Here is a 23,232-nt window from a genome sequence, read left to right on the forward strand (position 1 = left end):
TGGAGTAAGTAATGGCTCAACGCTGGACAATTGCACAGGCGCAAGCGCTGTTTGATGAACCCTTTCTTGAACTGATGTTTAAAGCGCAGCAGGTGCACCGTCAGCACTTCGACCCGCGTCAGGTGCAGGTCAGTACCCTGCTGTCGATCAAAACCGGTGCCTGCCCGGAGGATTGTAAATATTGCCCGCAGAGTGCGCGCTACAAGACCGGCCTGGAGTCGGAACGCCTGATGGAAGTGGAAGAGGTGCTGACCTCCGCCCGTCAGGCCAAAGCCGCGGGCTCGACCCGCTTCTGCATGGGGGCCGCGTGGAAAAATCCGCACGAGCGCGATATGCCCTATCTGGAAAAGATGGTTGAAGGCGTCAAGGCGATGGGAATGGAAACCTGCATGACGCTGGGCACCCTCAGCGAGCAGCAGGCGCAGCGACTGGCGGGCGCGGGGCTCGATTTCTACAACCACAACCTCGACACCTCGCCGGAGTTTTACGGCTCCATCATCACCACCCGCAGTTATCAGGAGCGCCTGGATACGCTGGGCAAAGTGCGCGACGCCGGGATCAAAGTCTGTTCAGGCGGGATCGTCGGCCTCGGGGAAACCGTGAACGATCGCGCCGGTCTGCTGGTGCAGTTAGCCAATCTGCCGACGCCACCCGAGAGCGTGCCGATCAACATGCTGGTGAAGGTGAAAGGCACACCGCTGGCGGATAACGACGATGTGGAACCGTTCGATTTTATCCGCACCATTGCGGTGGCGCGCATCATGATGCCGACCTCCCATGTGCGTCTCTCAGCAGGCCGGGAGCAGATGAACGAACAGACCCAGGCGATGTGCTTCATGGCCGGGGCGAACTCCATTTTCTACGGCTGCAAACTGCTGACCACACCTAATCCGGAAGAGGATACCGATCGGGTGCTGTTCCGCAAACTGGGGCTGAACCCGGAGCATACGCACACGCAGCACGGCGATCAGCAGCAGGAAGAGCATCTCAGCGAGCAGCTGTTCCATGCGGACACGGAACAGTTCTACAACGCGGCGCTGTAATGAGCTGGCAGCAACGATTCCGGCAGGCGCTGGATCAGCGTCGTGCGGCCGATGGCTGGCGGCAGCGACGGATTGTCGACGAACAGACGACCCGCACGCTGCACAGCGGCGGTCGCTGCTATCACCACTTCTCCAGCAATGATTATCTCGGCCTGACCCGCCATCCGGCGGTGATCGCGGCCTGGCAGCAGGGTGCGGCGCTGACCGGCGCGGGCGCGGGGGCCTCAGGACACGTAACCGGCTATCACCGTCAGCATGCCGATCTGGAGGCGCAGCTGGCCGACTGGCTCGGCTATGACCGTGCGCTGCTCTTTATCTCCGGTTTCGCGGCCAACCAGGCGGTGATCCATCTGCTGGGGGAGAAAAACGATCGCATCCTGGCTGATAAACTCAGCCACGCCTCTCTGCTCGACGCGGCCAGCCACAGCCCGGCGCAGCTGCGCCGGTTCAGTCACAACGCGCCGGAGAGTCTGGCGGCGCGGCTCGCCTCACCCTGTGAGGGGGAGACGCTGGTGGTGACGGAGGGGATTTTCAGCATGGATGGCGACAGCGCGCCGCTGGCTGCACTGGCGCAGCAGACGCGTCAGGCCGGAGGCTGGCTGCTGGTGGATGATGCGCACGGCATTGGTGTGGTGGGTGAGCAGGGGCGCGGCAGCTGCTGGCAGCAGGGCGTCCGGCCGGAACTGCAGGTGATCACCTTTGGCAAAGCCTTTGGCGTCAGCGGCGCGGCCCTGCTGTGCGATGCCGACACTGCCGACTACTTTCTGCAGTTCAGCCGTCATCTGATCTACTCCACCGCCATGCCCGCCGCCCAGGCTTTTGCGCTGCAGGCGGCGCTGCATGAAGTTCAGCAGGGCGAGGCGCTGCGCCAGCGCCTGCAGCAGAATATCCGCCATTTCCGGCGCGGCGCGGCGTCGCTGCCGTGGCAGCTGATGGATTCAGAGAGTGCGATTCAGCCCCTGCTGGTGGGTGAAAACAGCGAGGCGGTGGCGCTCTCTGCGCAGCTGGCTGAGGCGGGCTGCTGGGTGAGCGCTATCCGGCCGCCTACCGTGCCACCGGGTACCGCCCGGCTGCGCATCACCCTGACGGCGGCACATCGCCCTGAGGATATCGATCGGCTACTGGAGGCGCTGCATGACGCTGCAGGTTGACAAACAGGCGGTCGCTCGCGCTTTTGGCCGGGCGGCGAGCCACTACGATGCGCATGCCGCCCTGCAGCGTCTGAGCGGCGATGCCCTGCTGGCACACGCCCCGGTCGACAGTGGTCTGCACCTGCTGGATGCCGGTTGTGGCACCGGCTGGTACAGCCGGCTCTGGCGCGCGCGTGGCAAACAGGTTACGGCGCTGGATCTCTCCCCGCAGATGCTGCAACAGGCACGCCGCAACGACGCGGCGCAGCACTATCTGGCGGGGGACATTGATGCGCTGCCGCTGGCGGACAACAGCTTTGACCTGGTCTGGAGCAACCTGGCGGTGCAGTGGAGTGACGATCTGCCGCAGGCGCTGGCCCAGTTCCGGCGGGTGCTGCGGCCCGGCGGCACGCTGCTCTTTTCCACCCTGGGGGACGATTCGCTGCAGGAGGTGCATGAAGCCTGGTCACATCTGGACGCACTGCCGCATGCCAATCGCTTTCTCAGCGAGGCGCAGATTGCCGCCGCCTGCCATGCCTGGCCGCTGCGCTGCACCTCGGAGCGGGTGACGATCCATTTTCCCGATGCGCTCAGCGCCATGCGCTCACTAAAGGGCATTGGCGCGACCCATCTGCATCAGGGGCGTGACGGCCAGGTGTTAACCCGGCAACGCCTCAGCCGGTTAGAGGCGCACTGGCCGCGCGACCGGCACGGCTACCGCCTGAGTTATCATTTAATTTATGGAGTAAGTGCATCATGAAACGCCTGTTTATCACCGGCACCGACACCGAAGTTGGCAAAACGGTCGCCAGCGGCGCGCTGTTGCAGGCCGCCGCCGCCGCAGGCTTCCGCTGTGCGGGCTATAAGCCGGTGGCGTCGGGCTGTGAGATGACGCCGGAGGGCATCCGCAACAGCGATGCACTGGCCCTGCAGCGTTACAGCAGCGTCGCGTTAACGTATCAGCAGGTCAATCCGCTGGCCTTTATGGAACCGACATCACCGCACATCGTCAGCGCGGAAGAGGGCAGGCCGATTACCCATCTGGCGCTGTCGGCTGGTCTGGCGGCACTGGAGCCGCTGGCGGACTGGATTCTGGTCGAGGGGGCCGGGGGCTGGTACACCCCGCTGTCGGAGACGCACACCTATGCGGACTGGGTGGTCAGCGAACAGCTACCGGTGATTCTGGTGGTGGGGATTAAGCTGGGCTGCATCAACCATGCGCTGCTCACCGCAGAGGCGGTACGGGCGCGCGGGCTGACCCTGGCAGGCTGGATCGCGAATACCATCGAGCCACCGGGCAAACGCTATCAGCACTATCTCGCCAGCCTGAAACAGCGCCTGCCTGCCCCCTGTCTGGGCACGATCCCCTATCTCACGGATGAGGCGCAGCAGGCTGCCTGTGGACACTACCTGAAGCTGCCTGAATAAGCGGACCCGGCCCGGCCGTCACTGCGGCCAGCGGCGGCTCTGCCCGCCGCAACCGGTTTTGCCCTCAGGCCACCGTCAGCCATTTATCGACGGTGTAATCGTCAAGCTGCGCCATGCTGCCGTGCGCCACATTGCGACCGCGATGCAGCAGCAGAAAGTAGTCTGCCACGCGGCGGATTAGCGACAGGCGCTGCTCCAGCAGGAGAATGGTCAGCCCGTAGTCGAGGTTAAGCCGCCGGATCAGATTGCCCATCTCCTCCTCCAGCCACGGCGACATGCCGTCGGTGGGTTCATCGAGAATCAGCAGTTTAGGTTGCAGCACCAGCGCACGCGCCAGGGCCAGCTGTTGCTGCTGATCGACAGGCAGATCACCGCTGCGCTGCTGGCGCAGCGAATAGAGTGCCGGAAAGAGATCGAACACCATTTCAGGAATGGCGCGATGGCGATCGTGCTGACTGGCACCCGCCAGCAGGGCGATCAGCAGGTTATCTTCCACGCTCATCTGAGTAAAAATATGGCGGCCCTGCGGCACGTAGCCGATCCCCATCTGTGCCCGCTGTTCAGCCGGTTGCAGCAGCAGATCTTCCGGCGGGGAGCCATCTTCCTTCCAGGAGATAGAGCCGCTGTTGATAGGCAGTCTGCCCATGATGCAGTTCACCAGCGTGGTTTTGCCCATGCCAGGCCGGCCCAGAACGCCGGTGCAGGTGCCAGGCGCCAGATCGAGGTCCACATCCCAGAGAATATGGTTCTGACCGTAAAATTGATTCACCGAACGTAAACTCAGCATCTGACACTCTCCTTCCCGATCATTAGCCTGAATGCTTCCGCTCTCTGTCGTCTGGCAAACAAGTCATCAGCAGCGGCCCTGTCGCCGTTGCAGCTCAGTGCGCCTGGTGCGCGTTGGTGCCAGAGAGTCCTGCAATTCCCAGGCCAGATCTTAAAACGGCCCTGTTTTCTGCTGCTGTGCCTGCTTTCGGGGAAGGAAAGGTGAGAAAAACTTATCAATTCCCCACGGTCATCACGCACCTGCACTTTTGCAGTGCCTGGCGGCGCTGTTCCTGGTGCAGGCGTGCTCTGAGAAGGCAACGAATCTGATTAAGAATTCTAGTCGGCGCCCGGAAATTTGCCTGGCCAGCGGGGGGAAGGATTAAAAATGCAGACTATTCCGCCAGCCGCGGGCGCGAAATTTAACGGAAAAAAAATTATTTTCGCGGTGTCAGAAGGGCAGGGAAAAACTATACACAGCTGATGGCGGCGGGGCTGCCATCACTTATCCACTATTCCTGTGGATAACCTTGTGCATTAGGTAATGAAAACCAGTTGGAAGCGAGGAAATACGGGGCCTGGTAACATAATGACGAGATTCTGGCCTCATAAGCTAAAGCCATTAAAATCAGTATTTTATTAAAAAACAAGCCTGCGATTTCTCTGTCAGGTAACCAGACTGTAATTTTGTGACGCTCTATTGACAAATGTTAAATCCGATCTCTGCCTGGGGATAACCTTGCGCAACACGCTTCGCCTGGATTTTCATCGCGCGCCAGAGAGGGGAGCGGAACCGCAACAGGGTTAACATTGCACCATTACTGTTTTTATATCCAGTATTATTTTCTGGCAAAATCACCATAGCCGAGTAAAATAAGTGCCTGCCCGCCGACTTCTCCAGCAGGAAATGCATTCATGAGCAAAGCCTTTAAATTAAACTCTGCCTTTAAACCTTCAGGCGATCAGCCTGAGGCGATCCGTCGCCTGGAAGAGGGACTGGAGGATGGACTGGCCCATCAGACCTTATTAGGGGTAACCGGCTCCGGTAAAACCTTTACCGTCGCCAACGTGATTGCCGACCTCAACCGTCCGACCATGGTGCTGGCGCCCAATAAGACGCTGGCCGCCCAGCTTTATGGCGAAATGAAAGAGTTTTTCCCGGATAACGCCGTGGAGTTCTTCGTCTCTTACTACGACTACTATCAGCCTGAAGCCTATGTGCCCAGCTCCGACACCTTTATCGAAAAAGATGCCTCGGTGAATGAGCACATCGAACAGATGCGTCTGTCGGCCACCAAGGCGCTGCTGGAGCGGCGGGATGTGATCGTGGTGGCGTCCGTCTCCGCGATCTACGGTCTGGGCGACCCCGATCTCTATCTGAAAATGATGCTGCACCTGACCCGCGGCATGATCATCGATCAGCGCAGTATTCTGCGTCGTCTCTCCGAGTTGCAATACACCCGAAACGACCAGGCGTTCCAGCGCGGGACCTTCCGGGTGCGCGGCGAGGTGATCGATATCTTCCCGGCGGAGTCGGATGACATTGCGCTGCGCGTAGAGCTGTTTGACGAAGAGGTTGAGCGGCTGTCGCTGTTCGACCCGCTGACCGGCCAGATCGAGTCGGTGGTGCCGCGCTTCACCATCTACCCTAAAACCCACTACGTCACGCCGCGCGAGCGCATCCTGCAGGCGATGGAAGAGATCAAAGTGGAGCTGGCGGATCGCCGACGGGTGCTGCTGGAGAACAACAAACTGCTGGAAGAGCAGCGCATCACCCAGCGTACCCAGTTTGATCTGGAGATGATGAGCGAGCTGGGCTACTGCTCCGGCATCGAAAACTACTCGCGCTATCTCTCTGCACGCGGGCCGGGCGAAGCGCCGCCGACGCTGTTTGACTATCTGCCTGCCGATGGCCTGCTGGTGGTGGATGAGTCCCACGTCACCATTCCGCAGATTGGCGGCATGTATAAAGGCGACCGGGCGCGTAAAGAGACGCTGGTGGAGTATGGCTTCCGTCTGCCGTCGGCGCTGGATAACCGTCCGATGAAGTTTGAAGAGTTTGAGGCGCTGGCGCCCCAGACCATCTATGTGTCGGCGACGCCGGGTAAATATGAGCTGGAAAAATCGGGCAATGAAGTGGTCGATCAGGTGGTGCGTCCGACCGGTCTGCTCGATCCGATCATCGAAGTGCGTCCGGTCGGCACCCAGGTTGACGATCTGCTGTCGGAGATCCGTCAGCGCGTGGCGGCCAACGAACGTATCCTGGTGACGGTGCTGACCAAACGCATGGCGGAAGATCTCACCGAATATCTGACAGAGCATGGCGAGAAGGTGCGCTATCTGCACTCCGATATCGATACGGTGGAACGTATGGAGATCATCCGCGACCTGCGTCTGGGTGAGTTTGATGTGCTGGTGGGCATCAACTTACTGCGTGAGGGGTTGGATATGCCGGAAGTGTCACTGGTCGCGATCCTGGATGCGGATAAAGAGGGCTTCCTGCGTTCAGAACGTTCCCTGATCCAGACCATCGGTCGTGCGGCACGAAACGTCAACGGTAAGGCGATTCTCTACGGCGATAAAATCACGCCGTCGATGGCGCGCGCCATTGAAGAGACCGAACGCCGCCGTGAGAAACAGCAGCTGCACAATGAAAAGAATGGCATCGTGCCGCAGAGCCTCAACAAGAAGATCACCGATATTCTGGAACTCGGCAACAACGTGGTGAAAACCCGTGGCAAAGCCAGACCGGCCCGCCCGGGCGAAGCGCAGGCTCAGGCCGATTTGCTGACCTTAACGCCTCAGGCGCTGCAGAAGAAGATCCACGAGCTGGAGGGACAGATGCAGCAGCATGCGCAGAACCTGGAGTTCGAGCAGGCGGCGAACGTGCGCGATCAGCTGCATGAGCTGCGTACGCTGTTTATTGCGGCCTCATAGCGCCGTTAAAACCCTGAATGGCGTGTTCCAGCGCCACCCTGAGCAGCTGGCGGTCGTGACGATATTTAATGTCGGCGGCCTCCAGCGGTTCACGGACGATCAGCCGATCGTCAATCCCCCGGGTATCGACCGCCGGGCTGACCACCACCGCATCAATTACCCGCTTGCCGATGTAACGCTCCATCATCGCCAGTTTGTCAGCCACCGACAGGCTGGCGGCGGCGGGGCTGAGCTCGCGGCCCAGATTGCCGATAAAGACCATGGTGGCGGGCGTGCGCCGCAGCGCCTGCGCCATCTCATCCATCAGCAGGATCGGCATCAGGCTTGTATAAAAGCTGCCCGGCCCGATCAGGATCAGATCCGCCTCACCAATCGCCTGCAGCGCTTCCCGCGTGGGCTGGACATTGGGATGCAGCATCAGCTCCTGCGGCGGCTGCTTCATCTCGTCAATCGCCGTTTCGCCGTAAACCATGTTGCCTTCCGCATCCATCGCCACCAGATCCACCGGCTGCTCCGACATCGGGATTAAAAAGGCATCCACCTTCAGCAGGTTGCGGATGATGTTGATCGCCTCCAGCGGGCGCACGCTGAGATGATCCAGCGCGCGCAGCATCAGGTTACCCAGGTTGTGCCCGGCCAGTTCGCCATTACCGGCGAAACGATACTCAAACATCGCAGAGGCGACGCTGGGTTCGGTAATCAGCTGGTTCAGGCAGTTGCGCATATCTCCCCAGGCGATCCCGCCTTCGGAACGGCGGATACGGCCGGTTGAACCGCCGTTGTCGGTGGTGGTGACAATGCCGGTGAGGCGCGAGCCCAGCGGGGAAAGGGCAGACATCACGCGGCCCAGACCGTGTCCGCCGCCCAGTGCCACAACGCGATCAAGATCGGCCAGTGTGCGATTCATACTTCTCCTTACTTTCCTTTCGCGTGGCGAGGCTCTAAACGCTAAGCCCGCGCGGATGACTTACGTCAAAATCAGGCGGGCATTTTAACGTATCCTGTAGCGAAAATGCGGTGAAAATTCGATATGTATAAGAATATATAGCGAAAACAGCGAATGGAAGAGTGGCGTGAATCACGCTAACATCATGTTTACCGCGCTGATCAACGGGTCAGCGTACACTCAAGCCTGAATGCCTAAGTCTGCGGATAGGGGGTTCAGGCCGTAGCCATCGAGCTGCCAGGGTGCAGGAAGAAATGACTGCATCTCCCAATCTGGAAAGGTGTTCTGGTGTCACAATTTACTGATGCATACGCGCGTAAGTTCTATTACCTGCGCCTGTCGGTCACGGATGTCTGTAATTTCCGCTGTACCTACTGTCTCCCGGACGGCTACAAGCCGCAGGGAATTCGTAACAAAAGCTTTCTCTCTCTGGATGAAATCCGCCGTGTCACGCGGGCCTTTGCGGCAGCCGGCACGGAAAAAGTGCGGCTGACCGGAGGGGAGCCGTCGCTGCGCCGTGATTTCACCGACATCATCGCCGCGGTGCGTGAAAACGCCGCCATTCGTCAGATCGCGGTGACCACTAACGGCTACCGGCTGGCGCGTGACGTGAAGCAGTGGCGCGAGGCAGGCTTAACCGCGCTGAACGTCAGCGTGGACAGTCTGGATGCCCGCCAGTTTCACGCCATTACCGGTCAGGATAAATTTCATCAGGTGATGAGCGGCATCGATGCCGCCTTTGACGCCGGTTTTCGCCAGGTGAAAGTCAACAGCGTGCTGATGCGCGATCTTAACAGCCGCAGTCTTACCACCTTCCTGGACTGGATCCGCAACCGTCCGATTCAGCTGCGCTTTATCGAACTGATGGAAACCGGTGACGGCGGTTCGCTGTTCCGCGATCAGCACGTTTCCGGTGCGGTGATCCGCGACCAGCTGATCGCTCAGGGCTGGCAGCGTCGTGAAAGCGAACGCAGTGACGGCCCGGCGCAGGTTTTTTACCATCCCGATTATGTCGGCGAGATCGGCCTGATTATGCCCTACGCCAAAGATTTCTGTGCCAGCTGCAACCGTCTGCGCGTCTCCGCGCAGGGCAATCTGCACCTCTGTCTGTTTGGCGACGGCGGCATTCCGCTGCGCGATCTGCTGGCGTCGGACGACCAGCAGGCTGAACTGCAGGCGCGCATTGCCAGCAGCCTGGGGCAGAAGAAGCAGACCCATTTTCTCCATCAGGGCAACACCGGCATTACACAGAATCTCTCTTACATTGGCGGCTAATTTCAGGAGGCAGTATGGGTAAACCAGCCAGCGAATTTCAGGCGGTGCAGATTGCGGTGATGACGGTCTCCGATCGTCGCGATGCCAGCAACGACACCTCCGGTGACTACCTGCGCAGCGCGGCGGCGGAAGCGGGCCACAGCGTGGTCGATCACGCTATCGTGCCAGAGAATCTCTATCGCATTCGTGCCACCGTGTCGCGCTGGATCGCCAGTGACGATGTGCAGGTGGTGATCGTGAACGGCGGCACCGGGTTTAACCTGAAGAACAGCACGCCGGAAGCGCTGCTGCCGCTGTTTGACCGCGAGATTGAGGGATTTGGCGAACTGTTCCGGATGATCTCCTATGAGGAGATTGGCGGTTCGACCCTGCAGTCACGCGCCATTGCCGGTCTGGCGAATCAGACGCTGATTCTGGCCGTGCCGGGTTCGACCAGCGCCTGCCGTACCGCCTGGGAGCGCATCATTGCCGATCAGATCGATGCGCGCACCGCGCCCTGTAATTTTGTCTCACATCTGAAGAAACAATAAGCATGTCTCAACTTACACACATTAACGCCGCGGGCGAAGCGCACATGGTGGATGTCTCCGCCAAGGCTGAAACCGTGCGCGAAGCGCGGGCAGAAGTGCTGGTGCTGATGCAGCCGGAAACGCTGCAGATGATTATCGAGGGCAGCCACCATAAAGGGGATGTCTTTGCCACCGCCCGCATCGCCGGTATCCAGGCGGCGAAACGCACCTGGGAGCTGATTCCGCTCTGCCATCCATTGATGCTGAGCAAAGTGGAAGTGAACCTCGAAGCAGAACCGGCGCACAACCGGGTCCGCATCACCTCGCTCTGCCGCCTGAGTGGCAAAACCGGCGTGGAGATGGAGGCGCTGACCGCGGCTTCGGTGGCCGCGCTGACTATCTACGACATGTGCAAAGCGGTGCAGAAAGATATCGTCATCGATCAGCTGCGTTTAATCAGCAAGAGCGGTGGCAAAAGCGGCGATTTTCAGGCGGTGGCCCATGATTAAGGTGCTGTTTTTTGCCCAGGTGCGCGAGCTGACCGGCACGGCCGCACTGGAGGTCAGCGCGGACTATCCGGACGTGGCGGCACTGCGCGCATCCCTCGCTGCACGGGACGACCGCTGGGCGCTGGCGCTGGCGTCGGGTAAGCTGCTGGCGGCGGTCAATCAGACGCTGGTGCCGATGACGCATCCCCTGCACGCCGGGGATGAAGTGGCCTTTTTCCCGCCCGTAACCGGAGGCTGAGATGGATACGCAGATTCGCGTCGGCCCCGCGCCGTTTGACATGGCAGAAGCGTATCGCTGGCTGGCCGCCTGTGATGAAGATGGCGCGGTTGTGACCTTTACCGGTAAAGTCCGCAACCACAATCTGGGGAGTGATGTGGCGGCGCTGACGCTGGAGCACTATCCCGGTATGACCGAGAAAGCGCTGCAGGAGATCGTGGCGGCGGCGCGTGAACGCTGGCCGCTGCAGCGCGTCACGGTGATCCATCGCGTCGGCGAGCTGTTTCCCGGCGATGAAATCGTGCTGGTCGGCGTGACCAGCGCCCATCGCGGCAGCGCCTTTTCCGCCGCCGAATTCATCATGGATTACCTGAAAACGCGCGCGCCCTTCTGGAAACGCGAAGCGACAGAGCAGGGTGACCGCTGGGTGGATGCCCGCGACAGCGATCACCAGGCCGCTCAGCGCTGGGAGTAGCGCGGAACTACGGCTGCTTCAGCTGCTCCGCCGGGCCAAAGCGGGTCTGGCCGTGACTGTGCTCACCGCCGCCCGTCGTCCGCTTCAGCTGGATCACCTGGCCCTGCTGCCACGCGTTCGCACCCGCCGCCGCCGGGTGCGCCACGATATCGGCGCGCCGGGCGCGAATCGCTTTGCTGTCGACGTCGAAGCGGCGATCGCGGTCGGCCAGCAGCCGGGAATCCATCTGACCATCCGCCGTAAAGCCCATCATCAGTGCCGGAATGCCGAGCGGCAGCGTTTTATCGCGATCGGTATGCCAGGTGTGCCAGGTTTTCCCGTAGGTATTCACGATGCGTTTCATCAGGGCGTGATCGGCGCTAGCGGGTAAGCCCGGCGCAATCAGCGTGCCCGACTTCACCTCATACTGGTGGCTGTGCCACAGCTTCTTCTCCTCCGGGGGCAGGGTGTTGAACAGCCGTTCGCTGATGATGTACTCCACCCCCATCAGCCGCGCATCGCGGGTGTTGCCGTCATAGATCACCGCCTGCATCACATCCTCGTTCAGCACGGTGACGTAGTGGTGTGCCTCCATCTGACCGTTCTGGTCGCCATTGTAAAAATGGAAGCCATCCAGATAGGTGTTGATCGCCTCAATCGGCGGTCGTGACTGCATCACGCTGGCACCGGTCTCCAGCAGCTTCAGCGAGGAGGAAGTGGGCGCGCCCGGTGACTGCACCTGAGCAGGCGTATTATTGGCGCCGCAGCCGGTTAATAACAGGCTGAACGCCGCAACGGGCCAGAGTTTAAACATCGTAAGTTCCTTTAACGTTAAAAAAGGTAACCTTAGTTCAGTTCCCGCCTGCCTGCGAAACGCTGGCGATGATAGAGTAGGGTTTTGGTTCATTCTGAGGACAGGCATGTCATCCACCCCGATTCTGCAACGTCTGACACTGGTCGCCGCGCTGGTGCTGGCGGGCTGTAGCAGCAAGAAAACCCCCGAGGCGCCGGTCCGGCAGCCTGAGGATGTGAAAGCACAAATTCAGCGGCTGCTGCCGTCGCATGTCAGCAACAAAGCGGCATGGAGCGACGATATCTACACCTCTTTCCGCACCCAGCAGATCGATCCCAGCGCCAGCAACCTCTGCGCGGTGATCGCCGTGGCGGATCAGGAGAGTAACTTCAGCGCCGAGGCGGCCGTGCCCGGCCTGCCTAAAATCGCCTGGGGTGAGATCAATCGCCGGGCGGCCAAAGTCCATGTGCCGGCTTTTCTGGTGCGCACTGCGCTGCTGATTAAATCCCCGACCGGCGAAAGTTACGCGGCGCGGCTCGACAAAGTGCGCAGTGAAAAAGAGCTGAGCGCCATCTTTGATGACCTGATCGACATGGTGCCGATGGGCCAGACGCTGTTTGGCAATCTCAATCCGATCCACACGGGCGGGCCGATGCAGGTCAGCATTGCCTTTGCCGAGGCGCATGCCAAAGGCTACCCGTGGCCGGTTGATGGCACGATCCGGCGTGAAGTCTTTACCCGTCACGGCGGGATCTACTTCGGCACGATGCACCTGCTCGGCTACCCGGCTGACTACAGCCAGCCGCTCTACCGCTTCGCGGACTTCAATGCGGGCTGGTACGCCAGTCGCAACGCGGCGTTCCAGGCGGCGGTGGCGAAGGCGACCGGGATGAAGCTGGCGCTGGATGGCGATCTGATCCTCTATGGCTCAGACGCGGCGGGCGGCACCGAACTGGCGGTGCGCACCCTGTCGAAGCAGATCGACATGAGCAACAGCGCCATCCGGCGCGATCTGGAGAAAGGGGAGAAAGCGTCGTTCAGCGACAGCGAACTCTGGAAGCAGGTCTTTACCCTGGCGGATAAAATGGCGGGCCGTAAGCTGCCGCGTGAAATGCTGCCGGGCATTAAGCTGGAGAGCCCGAAAATTACCCGCAATCTCACGACGGCGTGGTTTGCGCAGCGCGTCGACAGCCGTTATCAGCAGTGCCTGTCACGGCGTTAAACGGCATGTTGTGGCGCAGTTGAGCTGAGCTGTGCCACACTTAAATCTGACAGGGCTCCCTGTGGAGCGTCTTACTACTTATCCCTTTATCAAGAGGTGCATCATGGATCGATATCCACGACATGATTCTATCGTTCAACCCGCCTCGCGCGGGCTTCAGGCTTACATGGCCCAGGTGTATGGCTGGATGACCTGTGGTCTGCTGCTGACGGCGTTTGTCTCCTGGTTCGCTGCACGTACGCCTGCGGTCATGGAGCTGGTCTTCGCCAACCGGATCACCTTCTTCGGGCTGATTATCGCGCAGCTGGCGCTGGTGTTCTTCCTGTCAGGCATGGTGCATCGCCTGAGCGGGGCGGTGGCGACCGGGCTGTTTATGCTCTATTCGGCGCTGACCGGCGTCACGATGGCCAGCATCTTCCTGGTTTACACCTACTCCTCCATCGCCAGTACCTTCTTTGTCGCCGCCGGGATGTTTGGCGCGATGAGCTTCTACGGCTACACCACCAAACGCGATCTGAGCCGGTTTGGCAGTCTGCTCTTTATGGCGCTGATCGGCATCCTGCTGGCGTCGCTGGTGAACTTCTGGCTGAAAAGCCCGGCGCTGATGTGGGCGATTACCTATATCGGAGTGGTGGTGTTTGTCGGCCTGACCGCCTATGACACCCAGAAGCTGAAAAATATCGGTGAGCAGATTGATGCGCGCGACACGGAAAACCTGCGTCGCTACTCGATCATGGGGGCGTTAACGCTCTATCTGGACTTCATCAACCTCTTCCTGATGCTGCTGCGGATTATGGGCAACCGTCGCTGAGTCAGGCTACCCGTTTCGCGGCCAGCGCCGCGCTGAACGGCTGAGATGTAAAGGGGGAGGCGCACCGGTTGCGCCTCCCCCGTTTTATGATGACTTCTGAAGCTTCTGCTCGTTCTTCTGGCGCAGATGCTTCGCCCGGCTCTCCAGAACCAGATAGAGCACCAGCGCCAGCAGCAGCGGCAGGATGAAATAGAGGACGCGATAGGCGAGCAGCGCCGCGATAATGGTGCCATGCGACGCGTGCTGACCGCTGAGCAGTGCCAGGAAGACCGCCTCCAGCACGCCAATACCCGCCGGAATATGAATGATCACCCCGGCAATACTGCTGATCAGCAGCACGCCCAGCACCATCGGATAGCCGACATCGCGCCCCAGCAGCAGCCAGATAATTGCCCCCATCACCATCCAGTTAGCGCAGGAGACGCCAAACTGCAGCAGCGCCATACGCAGCGAGGGAAGCTGCAGCGTCTGCCCTTTGACCGTCCAGCGTCGCTGTTTCGAGAAGGCACAGGCCCAGAGGTAGATCGCCACCAGCACCAGCAGCACCACACCGATCAGCCGCAGGGTAGTCTCACCGATAAACCAGCCGCTGGGGATGGAGACCATGCCCGCACTGAACACCACGCCAGCCAGCAGAATGTAGCCCAGCCAGTTGGTGGCGATGCTCAGGGAGAAGATGCGGGTGATGGTGGCGCTGTCGAGTCCCAGGCGGGAGTAGAGCCGGTAGCGCATCGCCACGCCGCCGACCCAGGTGCTCAGCGTCAGGTTAAAGGCGTAACAGATAAATGACACCAGCATGACCTGCCGCTTCGCCAGCTTATGCCCGCAGTAGGCGCGCCCGATAAGGTCATAGCAGCCGTAGACCAGGTAACTCAGCACCACCAGTCCGGCGGCGGTCAGAACCACAAAGCGGTTATAGTTAACGATGACGTCATAAACATCTTCCCAGTTCACTTTGCGGGCATAAACCACCAGCAGCACCACCACCGCGATAAAGAACAGCACGGTGAGGATTTTTTTTGCCAGTTGCCAGCGTGGATGTTTTTTTGCCATCAGGATTTTGCTCCCTGGTTGTCGGCTTCTACGCGATCCTGTGTCTCCATCTCGGGCTGCACCGGGGCAGCCACCTGGGCCAGCCGCGGTGTGTGCGCCGGTAACCAGCCCGCAATAGCCGGGAAATGGCGCAGGAAGTGGAAGACCACCACGCTTTTGCTGAGCTGCCACCAGTTGCGCGGGGGCAGTCGATCCTCCTGCACCCGCTGACAATCATTTGCCAGCAGCGCTTCAAGGTTGTCACGCAGCGTCTGGTTAAACGGCCGGTCGTGAATGATCAGGTTGGCTTCCAGGTTGAGTGACAGGCTGAGCGGGTCGAGATTGCTGGAGCCGACGGTGGCCCACTGATCGTCCTTCACCGCGATCTTGCCGTGCAGCGGACGACGGATATATTCATAGACTTCAACCCCGCCATCGACCAGATAGTTGTAGAGCAACTCCGCGCCTACTTTCACAATCGGCATATCCGGCTCGCCCTGCACAATCAGCCGCACCCTGACGCCGCGCTGCGCCGCGTTGCGCATCTCACGCAACAGCCGGTAGCCGGGAAAGAAGTAGGCGTTAGCGATAATCACATCCCGCTTCGCCTCGCGCAGCATCTCAAGGTAGTGCATTTCAATGTCGTCGCGATGTTCGTCATTGTCGCGATAGACATAGAGCACCTGGGCATCGCCGGGCCTGGCATTGACCGCCGGACGGTGAGATCGCGACCCCCACCAGCGGCGGGTAGGCTGTTCACTGCCAATCGCCTGCTGCAGATAGCGGGCGATATCGCCTACCACCGGCCCTTTGACCTGCACCGCATAATCCTGCTTGGCCTCGGGGCCGTAGTCGGTGTTGTGCTCGGCAGAGAAGTTGATGCCGCCCACAAAGGCCACCACATCATCCACCACCACGGTTTTGCGGTGCAGGCGGCGGAACACGTTAGTGCGCATGCCCATCACCAGCGGGCGCGGATCGTAGTAGATGAAGCGCACGCCCGCGCTGGTCAGGCTGTTCACAAAGGTGTCGGAGAGTTCGGCGGAGCCGTAGCCATCCACCATGATTTCAACCCGCACCCCGCGCTGGGCCGCCGCCAGCAGTTCGCGATGCAGGGCATTGCCGACCTCATCCTCAAACAGAATAAAGGTTTCAATCAGCACCGTGCGCTCGGCCCGCTGTATCGCACCAAAGACGCGCGGGAAAAACGCCTCACCATTTTCCAGCAACAGCAGCCGGTTGCCTTCCTGCCAGCTGAAATTCATAGGTGAATCTCCACGGCCAGCGGCGCATGGTCGGAGAGATGGGACCACGGCTTACGCGGCAGCGCCCACGGATGAGTGACGGTGGCATTGCGTACATAGATGCGGTCGAGCCGCAGAATCGGGAAGCGCGCCGGGAAGGTGCGCGCCGGGCGTCCGGTTTTCATGCTGAATACCTCTTTCAGGCCTGCGCCCTGTTTTAAGATCGCGTTAGCGCGTCGTTGCCAGTCGTTAAAATCACCCGCCACCACAACCGGCGCGTCGGGCGGCAGCGAGGTGACCATTTCACATATCATCTTCATCTGCGCGCGGCGGTGCGAGGCCTTCAGGCCAAGGTGCACGCAGATAACGTGCAGCGTGCCATGCGGCTCGGGCAGGGCGATCTGACAGTGCAGCATGCCGCGATTTTCACTGCCCGCCACCGAGATATCCCGGTTCTCATACTCTGCAATCGGAAAGCGCGACAGCACGGCATTGCCGTGATGTCCTTCCGGGTAGACCGCATTGCGCCCGTAGGCGAAATCGTTCCACATGGTGTCGGCCAGAAACTCATAGTGTGGCGCCTCGGGCCACGCGTCATGGTTAAGCGGATGGATGGCATGCGTGCCCATCACCTCCTGCAGAAGGACCACATCCGCCGACGTTGCGCGAACGGCTTCGCGTAATTCCGGCAGGATGAAGCGGCGATTAAACGGGGCAAAACCCTTGTGTGTATTGATCGTCAGGACTTTTATTGAAAATCCTTGCGTGTTTTGTGGCATACTCGCGACGCACTCCTTTTCATCATCACCAGAATCAAAGTGTAGTCTTTGTCACAAATGGGTGGTGAGAGAGGGCGATAATTAAGGCGTTATCCGAAAATTGTTTTACATTGAGGAAACCGTTTCCGGCTTGTGCCGGTAGCACTTGGGCGACCTGTTGGGTCTGCCAGGAGAACTGAATGAAATGGTCTAATCGTATTCAAATCATCACGGGTCAGACATACATGCATATCGCTATGCATCTGCTGGTGATCGCTGCGCTGATCTGGGGCTGGAAGCACAAGGCCCTGGTCGATGTCTGCAGCACGCTGGTGGCCGTCTACGCACTGGTTTTTGTTGCCATGCTGGCAACACAGCGCATCGCCCGTTTACGGACCCTTGGCGATTATCTTGAAGAAGCGACCACCACTTACTACTTTGGCGCTGCCATGATGACACTGTTTCTGGTGTCGCGGATCTACCACAACAACCTGCTGCTGGCGTGCCTCGGCGTGGTGATGTTGCTGGGTCCGGCGCTGGTGTCGCTGCTGGCGAAAGAACCGCCACGGCGCATCGAAAAAAAACGTAGCTAAGTTGAAGGCCACCGAAAGGTGGCCTTCCTGTTTATGGGGCAGGGAAGATGTGTGTGTAAATGTGAGCTATCTCGCACACTTGCTCTAAAGCTGCTACACTCGCCCGCTTACGCATCGTAGTTTGTGCCCTTTTCACGCGTCAGCCCCAGCTGCCGTCACTATCCCTCTGAAAACTACACCGTGAATCACGGACAGAGCGGACCGGAGTAAATCACGTAATGTCTTTTGACTCTCTCGGCCTGAGTGCCGATATTTTGCGCGCGGTCGCCGAACAAGGCTACAGCGAACCTACACCTATCCAGCGCCAGGCGATACCTGTGGTGCTGGCAGGCCGCGATCTGCTGGCGAGCGCCCAGACCGGCACCGGCAAGACGGCCGGCTTTACCTTACCTTTGCTTGAAAAACTCTCTGCGACCACCACGCCGGTGCGCGGCCGTCGCCCGGTGCGCGCCCTGATCCTGACCCCGACCCGTGAACTCGCGGCGCAGGTCGGCGAAAACGTCAGTGACTACAGCAAATATCTCCCGCTGCGGTCGATGGTGGTGTTTGGTGGTGTCAGCATCAATCCGCAGATGGTTAAACTGCGTGGCGGCGTCGACGTGCTGGTGGCGACACCGGGTCGTCTGCTGGATCTGGCGCATCAGAATGCGGTTGACCTCTCTAAGGTCGAAATTCTGGTACTGGATGAAGCGGACCGGATGCTCGATATGGGCTTTATCCACGACATCCGTCGCGTGCTGGCGCGCCTGCCGGCTAAGCGTCAGAACCTGCTCTTCTCGGCCACCTTCTCTGATGAGATTAAAGGCCTGGCTGAAAAACTGCTGACCAACCCGGAAATGGTGGAAGTGGCGCGCCGCAACACCGCCTCTGAACAGGTTGCTCAGCAGGTGCATTTCGTGGATAAGAAGCGCAAGCGGGAACTGCTGTCGCAGCTGATTGGCGAAGGGAACTGGCAGCAGGTGCTGGTCTTTACCCGAACCAAGCATGGCGCTAACCACCTTGCCGAGCAGCTGGGCAAAGATGGCATCACCGCCGCCGCGATCCACGGCAACAAGAGCCAGGGTGCCCGTACCCGTGCGCTGGCTGACTTTAAATCTGGCGGGATCCGCGTGCTGGTGGCGACCGATATCGCGGCGCGTGGCCTGGATATCGAAGAGCTGCCACACGTGGTCAACTATGAGCTGCCCAACGTCGCCGAAGATTATGTGCACCGTATTGGCCGTACCGGCCGTGCGGCGGCCACCGGTGCGGCACTGTCACTGGTCTGCGTCGATGAGCATAAACTGCTGCGTGATATCGAACGCCTGCTGAAGCGTGAAATCCCGCGCCTGGCGATTCCGGGTTATGAACCCGATCCGAGCATCAAAGCAGAGCCTATCATCAACGGTCGCCAGCAGCAGTCGCGCGGCGGTGCAGGCGGCGGGCGCGGTCGTGGTCAGGGCGGACAGGGTGCAGGTGCACCACGTTCATCCGGCGACAAGCGTTCTCAGCCTCGTCGTCAGGGACAGCCTGCGCCTCAGGGCGACAAGCCCGCTTCCCGTCCGCGTCGTCCGGCACCGAAGCGTACCGGGAACGTCTGAGTATGAGGGTTTTACTGGCGCCGATGGAGGGCGTGCTTGATTCGCTGGTGCGCCAGCTGTTATCGGAAGTGAACGACTACGATCTCTGCATCACCGAGTTTTTGCGCGTGGTCGATCAGCTGCTGCCGGTAAAATCCTTTTATCGTCTCTGCCCCGAGCTGCATAACAACAGCCGCACGCCTTCCGGCACGCGGGTGCGGATGCAGCTGCTGGGGCAGCATCCCGAATGGTTAGCCGAGAACGCCGCCCGTGCGGTGGCGCTGGGCTCCTGGGGGGTGGATCTCAACTGCGGTTGTCCCTCTAAGCTGGTCAACGGCAGCGGAGGCGGAGCGACCCTGCTTAAAGATCCCGATCTGATCTATCGCGGCGCGAAAGCGATGCGTGAAGCGGTGCCTGCTGACTTACCGGTCACGGTGAAAGTGCGGCTCGGCTGGGATTCCAGCGCCCGCAGCCTGGAGATCGCCGATGCTGTACAGCAGGCGGGAGCCAGTGAGCTGGTGGTGCATGGACGAACCAAGGAAGAGGGCTATCGTGCCGAGGCGATCAACTGGCAGGCGATTGGCGAGATTCGTCAGCGGCTGCGCATTCCGGTGATTGCTAATGGTGAAATCTGGGACTGGCAGAGCGCGCAGAACTGTATGGCGGTCACCGGCTGCGATGCGGTGATGATTGGCCGCGGTGCGCTGAACATCCCTAACCTGAGCCGGGTGGTCAAATATAACGAGCCGCCAATGGCCTGGCCTGAGGTGGTGCGCCTGTTGCAGAAATATAGCCGGCTGGAAAAGCAGGGTGACACCGGACTCTATCACGTCGCGCGCATCAAACAGTGGCTTGGCTATCTGCGCAAAGCCTATGCAGAAGCGGATGGCCTGTTCAGCGAAATCCGGGCATTAAAATCGTCGGGCGACATTGCACAGGCGATCGATCGTCACGCGACGGTTCATGGTTTGTGATAAAAAATCAGGCGACCCCTTAGCGGCCTGACGGTATAGTGAGCCAAATTTCCTTCACCGCAACTCTGCTATGTCTGACACCGCCGTGTTGAGCAACAGCCAGCTCAACAAACGTATCCTTTCCGTTATCGTTTTCACCTTCTTCTGCTATCTCTCCGTCGGCTTGCCGCTGGCTGTGCTGCCTGGCTTTGTCAAAAATCACCTCGGCTTCAGCTCATTCATCGCCGGGCTGATTATCAGTATTCAGTATTTCGCGACGCTGCTCAGCCGTCCTCAGTCGGGCCGTCTGGCCGACCGGCTTGGCCCTAAACGCGTGGTGATGCTGGGGCTGCTCTGCTGCGGCATGAGCGGGGTGCTGACCATCGTCGCCGCCCTGCTGAGCGGCTGGCCGTGGCTGAGCCTGACGCTGCTGGCTGTCGGACGGCTGTTTCTTGGGGTGGGCGAAAGCTTCAGCAGCACCGGCTCTACCCTGTGGGGCATGAACATCGTCGGACCGCTGCAGACCGCCCGCGTGATCTCCTGGAACGGCGTCGCCACCTATCTGGCGATGGCGGTGGGCGCACCGCTGGGCGTGATGCTCAACGGTCAGTTCGGCATGAGCGGCTTTGCTGGCCTGATTGCGGTGATGGGGATCGCAGGCTATCTGATGGCGAGCCGCAAACCTGCCGTCACCGTCAGCATTGGCGAGCGCATTCCGTTTCATCGCGTCTTTTCCCGCGTCTGGCTCTACGGTCTGGCGCTGGGCTTCGGCACCATCGGCTTTGGCGTGATTGCCACCTTCATTACCCTCTACTTTGCCAGCCGCAACTGGCAGGGCGCGGCCTATGCGCTGACGCTGTTCAGCCTGGGCTTTGTGCTGGTGCGTCTCGGCTTCGGGCGCTTTATCACCCGCTTTGGCGGACTGCGCGTCTCGCTGTTCTCCTTTCTGCTGGAGTGCGTAGGGCTGCTGCTGATCTGGCAGGCGGACAGCGCGTGGCTGGTGGGGGCGGGGGCGTTTCTGACCGGCAGCGGTTTTTCGCTGGTCTTTCCGGCCCTGGGGGTGGAAGCCGTTAAGCGGGTTGAGCGTCAGGATCAGGGATCGGCGCTCGGCACCTACTCCGCCTTTCTCGATCTGGGGCTGGGCTTAACCGGCCCGGTGGCGGGACTCTTTATCGGACACTGGGGCATGCAGTCGGTCTACCTCGCGGCGGCGATCATGGTCCTGGGTGCGCTGCTGATTACCCTGTGGCTCTGCGCTCAGCAGCGGCTCACCAGCGGGTGAGCCGCCGGGTCATCAGAAACGGGTAAACAGCCAGTAGAGCAGGGCGGAGAGCAGAACGGAGACCGGCAGGGTTAAGACCCAGGCGACCGCCAGGTTGCGCAGCGTGGCAAGCTGGAGGCCGGAGCGATTGGCCGCCATGGTGCCCGCCACGCCCGAGGAGAGCACATGGGTGGTGGAAACCGGCAAACCGAAACCGTCTGCCGCGCCAATGGTCGCCATCGCCACCAGCTCGGCGCTGGCGCCCTGCGCATAGCTGAGATGGGTTTTGCCGATGCGTTCTCCCACCGTGACCACAATCCGCCGCCAGCCCACCATCGTGCCAAGTCCCAGCGCAATCGCCACCACCACTTTTACCCACATCGGAATAAAGCGGGTGGCGCTGTCGAGTTCGCTTTTCACGGCTTTCAGATTGCGTTCCGTCTCCTGCGGCAGCGTGACCTTTGCGGTCTGCAGATGCTTGATCGACTCTGATGCCAGATACATCTGGTTGCGGGTATTGGTCACCGCCTGCGCCGGAATGTTATCCATCGAGCCATAGCGGCGAATCTCATCACCCACTTCATTGAGCGTCATCGCCAGCGCCGGTAACACCTCGCTGTTCATCCGGTTGCTGCCGACAAAGCCGGTCAGCACGTCGCGGGCCGCCGGAGGGTGTGCCGCCGCCGGTTGCAGCTGGCGCAGCTGATGCGCGGTGACTTCGGTCAGCGCGGCCACGCGGGGGATCTGGTCGGCAGGCAGCGATCGGTTCAGGGCGTAGGCGATCGGCATGGTGCCGACCAGGATCAGCATAATCAGCCCCATCCCTTTCTGCCCGTCGTTAGAGCCGTGTGCAAAGGAGACGCCGGTACAGGTCAGGATCAGCAGGCCGCGGATCCAGACCGGCGGCGGCTGATCGCTCTGTGGCGCACGGTAAAGCTGGCGATTGCGGATAAAGCGTTTCATGACCCACAGCAGCAGCCCGGCACAGACGAAGCCCACCACCGGCGAGAGCAGCAGGGCATAGCCCACCTTCAGCGCCTGATCCCAGTCCACGCCGCTCAGGCCGTTGCGCCCGTGCAGCATCGCGTTGGCGACGCCGACGCCGATGATGGAGCCAATCAGGGTATGTGATGACGAGGAGGGCAGGCCAAAATACCAGGTACCGAGATTCCAGATAATGGCGGAAAAGAGCAGTGCATAGACCATCGCGAAGCCGTTGCCGCTGCTGGCCTGCAGGATCAGCTCCACCGGCAGCAGCGAGATAATGCCAAACGCCACCACCCCGCTGGAGAGCAGCACGCCCAGAAAATTACAGAAACCGGACCAGACCACGGCGACGCCGGGCGTCAGCGAATGGGTATAGATCACTGTGGCGACGGCATTGGCGGTGTCGTGAAAGCCATTGACGAACTCAAAACCGAGCGCAATCAGCAGCGCCAGGCCCAGCAGAAAGAAGGGCAGGAAGCTGGTAACCGGCATGTTGGTCTCTTCAACGTCACTGACCAGGTTGAGGCCGGCGAACGCGAGACCCGCGACCAGCAGAATAAAAAACAGCGGTTTACTGAAGCGACTGCCTTTGCCGTTGAAATCAGGCCGGCCCCGGACGGATGAGGGGAGACTGTTTTCGCTCATGGTGTACCTCATGTGGCGGATAGCGGATGCTGATTTGCACCGGGTTATCGCTGTGTGATACGCGCTTTCTATGACAGAAAAATGATGGTCGGTCTTGCGGAAAAGTTTCTTTACCTGATGGCGATATTAAAAGCTAACACCATTAACAGCGATGCCACATT

The 23,232-nt window shown here is 60.3% G+C and carries 23 protein-coding genes and 1 riboswitch; of the genes, 16 read left to right on the forward strand and 7 right to left on the reverse strand.

The features are described from left to right. Nucleotides 1–11 precede the first annotated feature (11 nt). From bioB to bioD, 4 genes are read left to right on the forward strand one after another with little or no spacing between them, the layout of a single operon-like run. Complete coding sequence (bioB, locus tag AC6I7A_RS05515) at nucleotides 12–1,043, forward strand: biotin synthase BioB (RefSeq protein ID WP_009091343.1); 1,032 nt, start codon at nucleotides 12–14, stop codon at nucleotides 1,041–1,043. Continuing rightward, nucleotides 1,043–2,194: an 8-amino-7-oxononanoate synthase gene (bioF, locus tag AC6I7A_RS05520; protein WP_498004540.1), complete on the forward strand. Its 1,152-nt coding sequence runs from the start codon at nucleotides 1,043–1,045 to the stop codon at nucleotides 2,192–2,194. Before bioB ends, bioF begins: the two co-directional genes overlap by 1 nt. After that, a complete protein-coding gene (bioC, locus tag AC6I7A_RS05525; RefSeq protein WP_009091341.1) occupies nucleotides 2,178–2,933 on the forward strand; it encodes a malonyl-ACP O-methyltransferase BioC in 756 nt (251 codons plus the stop codon). Before bioF ends, bioC begins: the two co-directional genes overlap by 17 nt. Further along, complete coding sequence (gene bioD, locus AC6I7A_RS05530) at nucleotides 2,930–3,601, forward strand: dethiobiotin synthase (protein WP_058958327.1); 672 nt, start codon at nucleotides 2,930–2,932, stop codon at nucleotides 3,599–3,601. The genes bioC and bioD overlap by 4 nt, the downstream gene beginning before the upstream one ends. 64 nt (nucleotides 3,602–3,665) lie before the next feature. On the opposite strand, the gene AC6I7A_RS05535 is transcribed toward bioD, so the two are convergent. Continuing rightward, on the reverse strand, nucleotides 3,666–4,388 hold the full coding sequence (locus AC6I7A_RS05535; protein ID WP_009091339.1) for an ABC transporter ATP-binding protein: 723 nt from the start codon (nucleotides 4,386–4,388) through the stop codon (nucleotides 3,666–3,668). 893 nt (nucleotides 4,389–5,281) lie between these two features. On the opposite strand from AC6I7A_RS05535, the gene uvrB reads away from it, so the two are divergent. Next, on the forward strand, nucleotides 5,282–7,303 hold the full coding sequence (uvrB, locus tag AC6I7A_RS05540) for an excinuclease ABC subunit UvrB (RefSeq protein WP_058958326.1): 2,022 nt from the start codon (nucleotides 5,282–5,284) through the stop codon (nucleotides 7,301–7,303). On the opposite strand, the gene AC6I7A_RS05545 is transcribed toward uvrB, so the two are convergent. Then, a complete protein-coding gene (locus AC6I7A_RS05545) occupies nucleotides 7,287–8,210 on the reverse strand; it encodes a gluconeogenesis factor YvcK family protein (RefSeq protein ID WP_009091333.1) in 924 nt (307 codons plus the stop codon). The two genes, uvrB and AC6I7A_RS05545, sit on opposite strands and share 17 nt — an antisense overlap. A 204-nt stretch (nucleotides 8,211–8,414) precedes the next feature. Continuing rightward, a riboswitch (molybdenum cofactor riboswitch) is annotated at nucleotides 8,415–8,548 on the forward strand. On the opposite strand from AC6I7A_RS05545, the gene moaA reads away from it, so the two are divergent. From moaA to moaE, 5 genes are all read left to right on the forward strand, one after another. Then, nucleotides 8,538–9,524 carry a GTP 3',8-cyclase MoaA gene (gene moaA, locus AC6I7A_RS05550; RefSeq protein WP_058958325.1) on the forward strand — a complete coding sequence of 329 codons (987 nt, stop codon included), beginning with the start codon at nucleotides 8,538–8,540 and terminating at the stop codon, nucleotides 9,522–9,524. Its footprint overlaps the riboswitch before it by 11 nt. 14 nt (nucleotides 9,525–9,538) lie before the next feature. Then, entirely contained in the window at nucleotides 9,539–10,054 is a 516-nt protein-coding gene (gene moaB / locus AC6I7A_RS05555) for a molybdenum cofactor biosynthesis protein B (RefSeq protein ID WP_009091329.1), read from the forward strand. Nucleotides 10,055–10,056: 2 nt separating this feature from the next. After that, nucleotides 10,057–10,542 carry a cyclic pyranopterin monophosphate synthase MoaC gene (gene moaC / locus AC6I7A_RS05560; protein ID WP_058958324.1) on the forward strand — a complete coding sequence of 162 codons (486 nt, stop codon included), beginning with the start codon at nucleotides 10,057–10,059 and terminating at the stop codon, nucleotides 10,540–10,542. Then, a complete protein-coding gene (moaD, locus tag AC6I7A_RS05565; protein WP_009091327.1) occupies nucleotides 10,535–10,780 on the forward strand; it encodes a molybdopterin synthase sulfur carrier subunit in 246 nt (81 codons plus the stop codon). Before moaC ends, moaD begins: the two co-directional genes overlap by 8 nt. A 1-nt stretch (nucleotide 10,781) precedes the next feature. Beyond that, a complete protein-coding gene (moaE, locus tag AC6I7A_RS05570; protein WP_009091326.1) occupies nucleotides 10,782–11,234 on the forward strand; it encodes a molybdopterin synthase catalytic subunit MoaE in 453 nt (150 codons plus the stop codon). Nucleotides 11,235–11,241: 7 nt separating this feature from the next. Here moaE and AC6I7A_RS05575 read toward each other — a convergent pair whose 3' ends face one another. Then, entirely contained in the window at nucleotides 11,242–12,027 is a 786-nt protein-coding gene (locus AC6I7A_RS05575; protein ID WP_058958323.1) for an OBAP family protein, read from the reverse strand. A gap of 106 nt (nucleotides 12,028–12,133) precedes the next feature. On the opposite strand from AC6I7A_RS05575, the gene AC6I7A_RS05580 reads away from it, so the two are divergent. Both AC6I7A_RS05580 and AC6I7A_RS05585 read left to right on the forward strand, forming a co-directional pair. Then, entirely contained in the window at nucleotides 12,134–13,228 is a 1,095-nt protein-coding gene (locus AC6I7A_RS05580; protein ID WP_058958322.1) for a DUF1615 domain-containing protein, read from the forward strand. A 103-nt stretch (nucleotides 13,229–13,331) separates the two neighbouring features. Beyond that, a complete protein-coding gene (locus tag AC6I7A_RS05585) occupies nucleotides 13,332–14,039 on the forward strand; it encodes a Bax inhibitor-1/YccA family protein (RefSeq protein ID WP_046101458.1) in 708 nt (235 codons plus the stop codon). 84 nt (nucleotides 14,040–14,123) lie between these two features. Here AC6I7A_RS05585 and AC6I7A_RS05590 read toward each other — a convergent pair whose 3' ends face one another. Genes AC6I7A_RS05590 through AC6I7A_RS05600 form a run of 3 tightly spaced genes read right to left on the reverse strand, consistent with a single transcriptional unit; the run spans nucleotide 14,124 to nucleotide 17,094 of the window. Further along, on the reverse strand, nucleotides 14,124–15,092 hold the full coding sequence (locus AC6I7A_RS05590) for a lysylphosphatidylglycerol synthase domain-containing protein (protein WP_009091322.1): 969 nt from the start codon (nucleotides 15,090–15,092) through the stop codon (nucleotides 14,124–14,126). Beyond that, on the reverse strand, nucleotides 15,092–16,336 hold the full coding sequence (gene clsB, locus AC6I7A_RS05595) for a cardiolipin synthase ClsB (RefSeq protein ID WP_058958320.1): 1,245 nt from the start codon (nucleotides 16,334–16,336) through the stop codon (nucleotides 15,092–15,094). The genes AC6I7A_RS05590 and clsB overlap by 1 nt, the downstream gene beginning before the upstream one ends. After that, entirely contained in the window at nucleotides 16,333–17,094 is a 762-nt protein-coding gene (locus AC6I7A_RS05600; protein ID WP_009091319.1) for an endonuclease/exonuclease/phosphatase family protein, read from the reverse strand. The genes clsB and AC6I7A_RS05600 overlap by 4 nt, the downstream gene beginning before the upstream one ends. A gap of 179 nt (nucleotides 17,095–17,273) precedes the next feature. On the opposite strand from AC6I7A_RS05600, the gene AC6I7A_RS05605 reads away from it, so the two are divergent. The 4 genes from AC6I7A_RS05605 to AC6I7A_RS05620 all read left to right on the forward strand — a co-directional run bounded on the left by AC6I7A_RS05605 (nucleotide 17,274) and on the right by AC6I7A_RS05620 (nucleotide 21,460). Next, nucleotides 17,274–17,666, forward strand: a complete 393-nt coding sequence (locus AC6I7A_RS05605) for a YbhQ family protein (RefSeq protein ID WP_009091318.1) — start codon at nucleotides 17,274–17,276, stop codon at nucleotides 17,664–17,666. 218 nt (nucleotides 17,667–17,884) lie between these two features. Next, complete coding sequence (rhlE, locus tag AC6I7A_RS05610) at nucleotides 17,885–19,246, forward strand: ATP-dependent RNA helicase RhlE (protein ID WP_009091317.1); 1,362 nt, start codon at nucleotides 17,885–17,887, stop codon at nucleotides 19,244–19,246. Between the two features lie 2 nt (nucleotides 19,247–19,248). After that, the gene (gene dusC, locus AC6I7A_RS05615; RefSeq protein WP_009091316.1) at nucleotides 19,249–20,199 is read left to right on the forward strand and encodes a tRNA dihydrouridine(16) synthase DusC; all 951 of its coding nucleotides are present in this window, start codon (nucleotides 19,249–19,251) and stop codon (nucleotides 20,197–20,199) included. 70 nt (nucleotides 20,200–20,269) lie between these two features. Beyond that, nucleotides 20,270–21,460, forward strand: a complete 1,191-nt coding sequence (locus AC6I7A_RS05620; protein ID WP_058958319.1) for an MFS transporter — start codon at nucleotides 20,270–20,272, stop codon at nucleotides 21,458–21,460. 12 nt (nucleotides 21,461–21,472) lie between these two features. Here AC6I7A_RS05620 and AC6I7A_RS05625 read toward each other — a convergent pair whose 3' ends face one another. After that, nucleotides 21,473–23,071 carry an inorganic phosphate transporter gene (locus tag AC6I7A_RS05625; protein ID WP_498004549.1) on the reverse strand — a complete coding sequence of 533 codons (1,599 nt, stop codon included), beginning with the start codon at nucleotides 23,069–23,071 and terminating at the stop codon, nucleotides 21,473–21,475. Nucleotides 23,072–23,232 lie beyond the last annotated feature (161 nt).

This window comes from Type-F symbiont of Plautia stali (assembly GCF_059731105.1).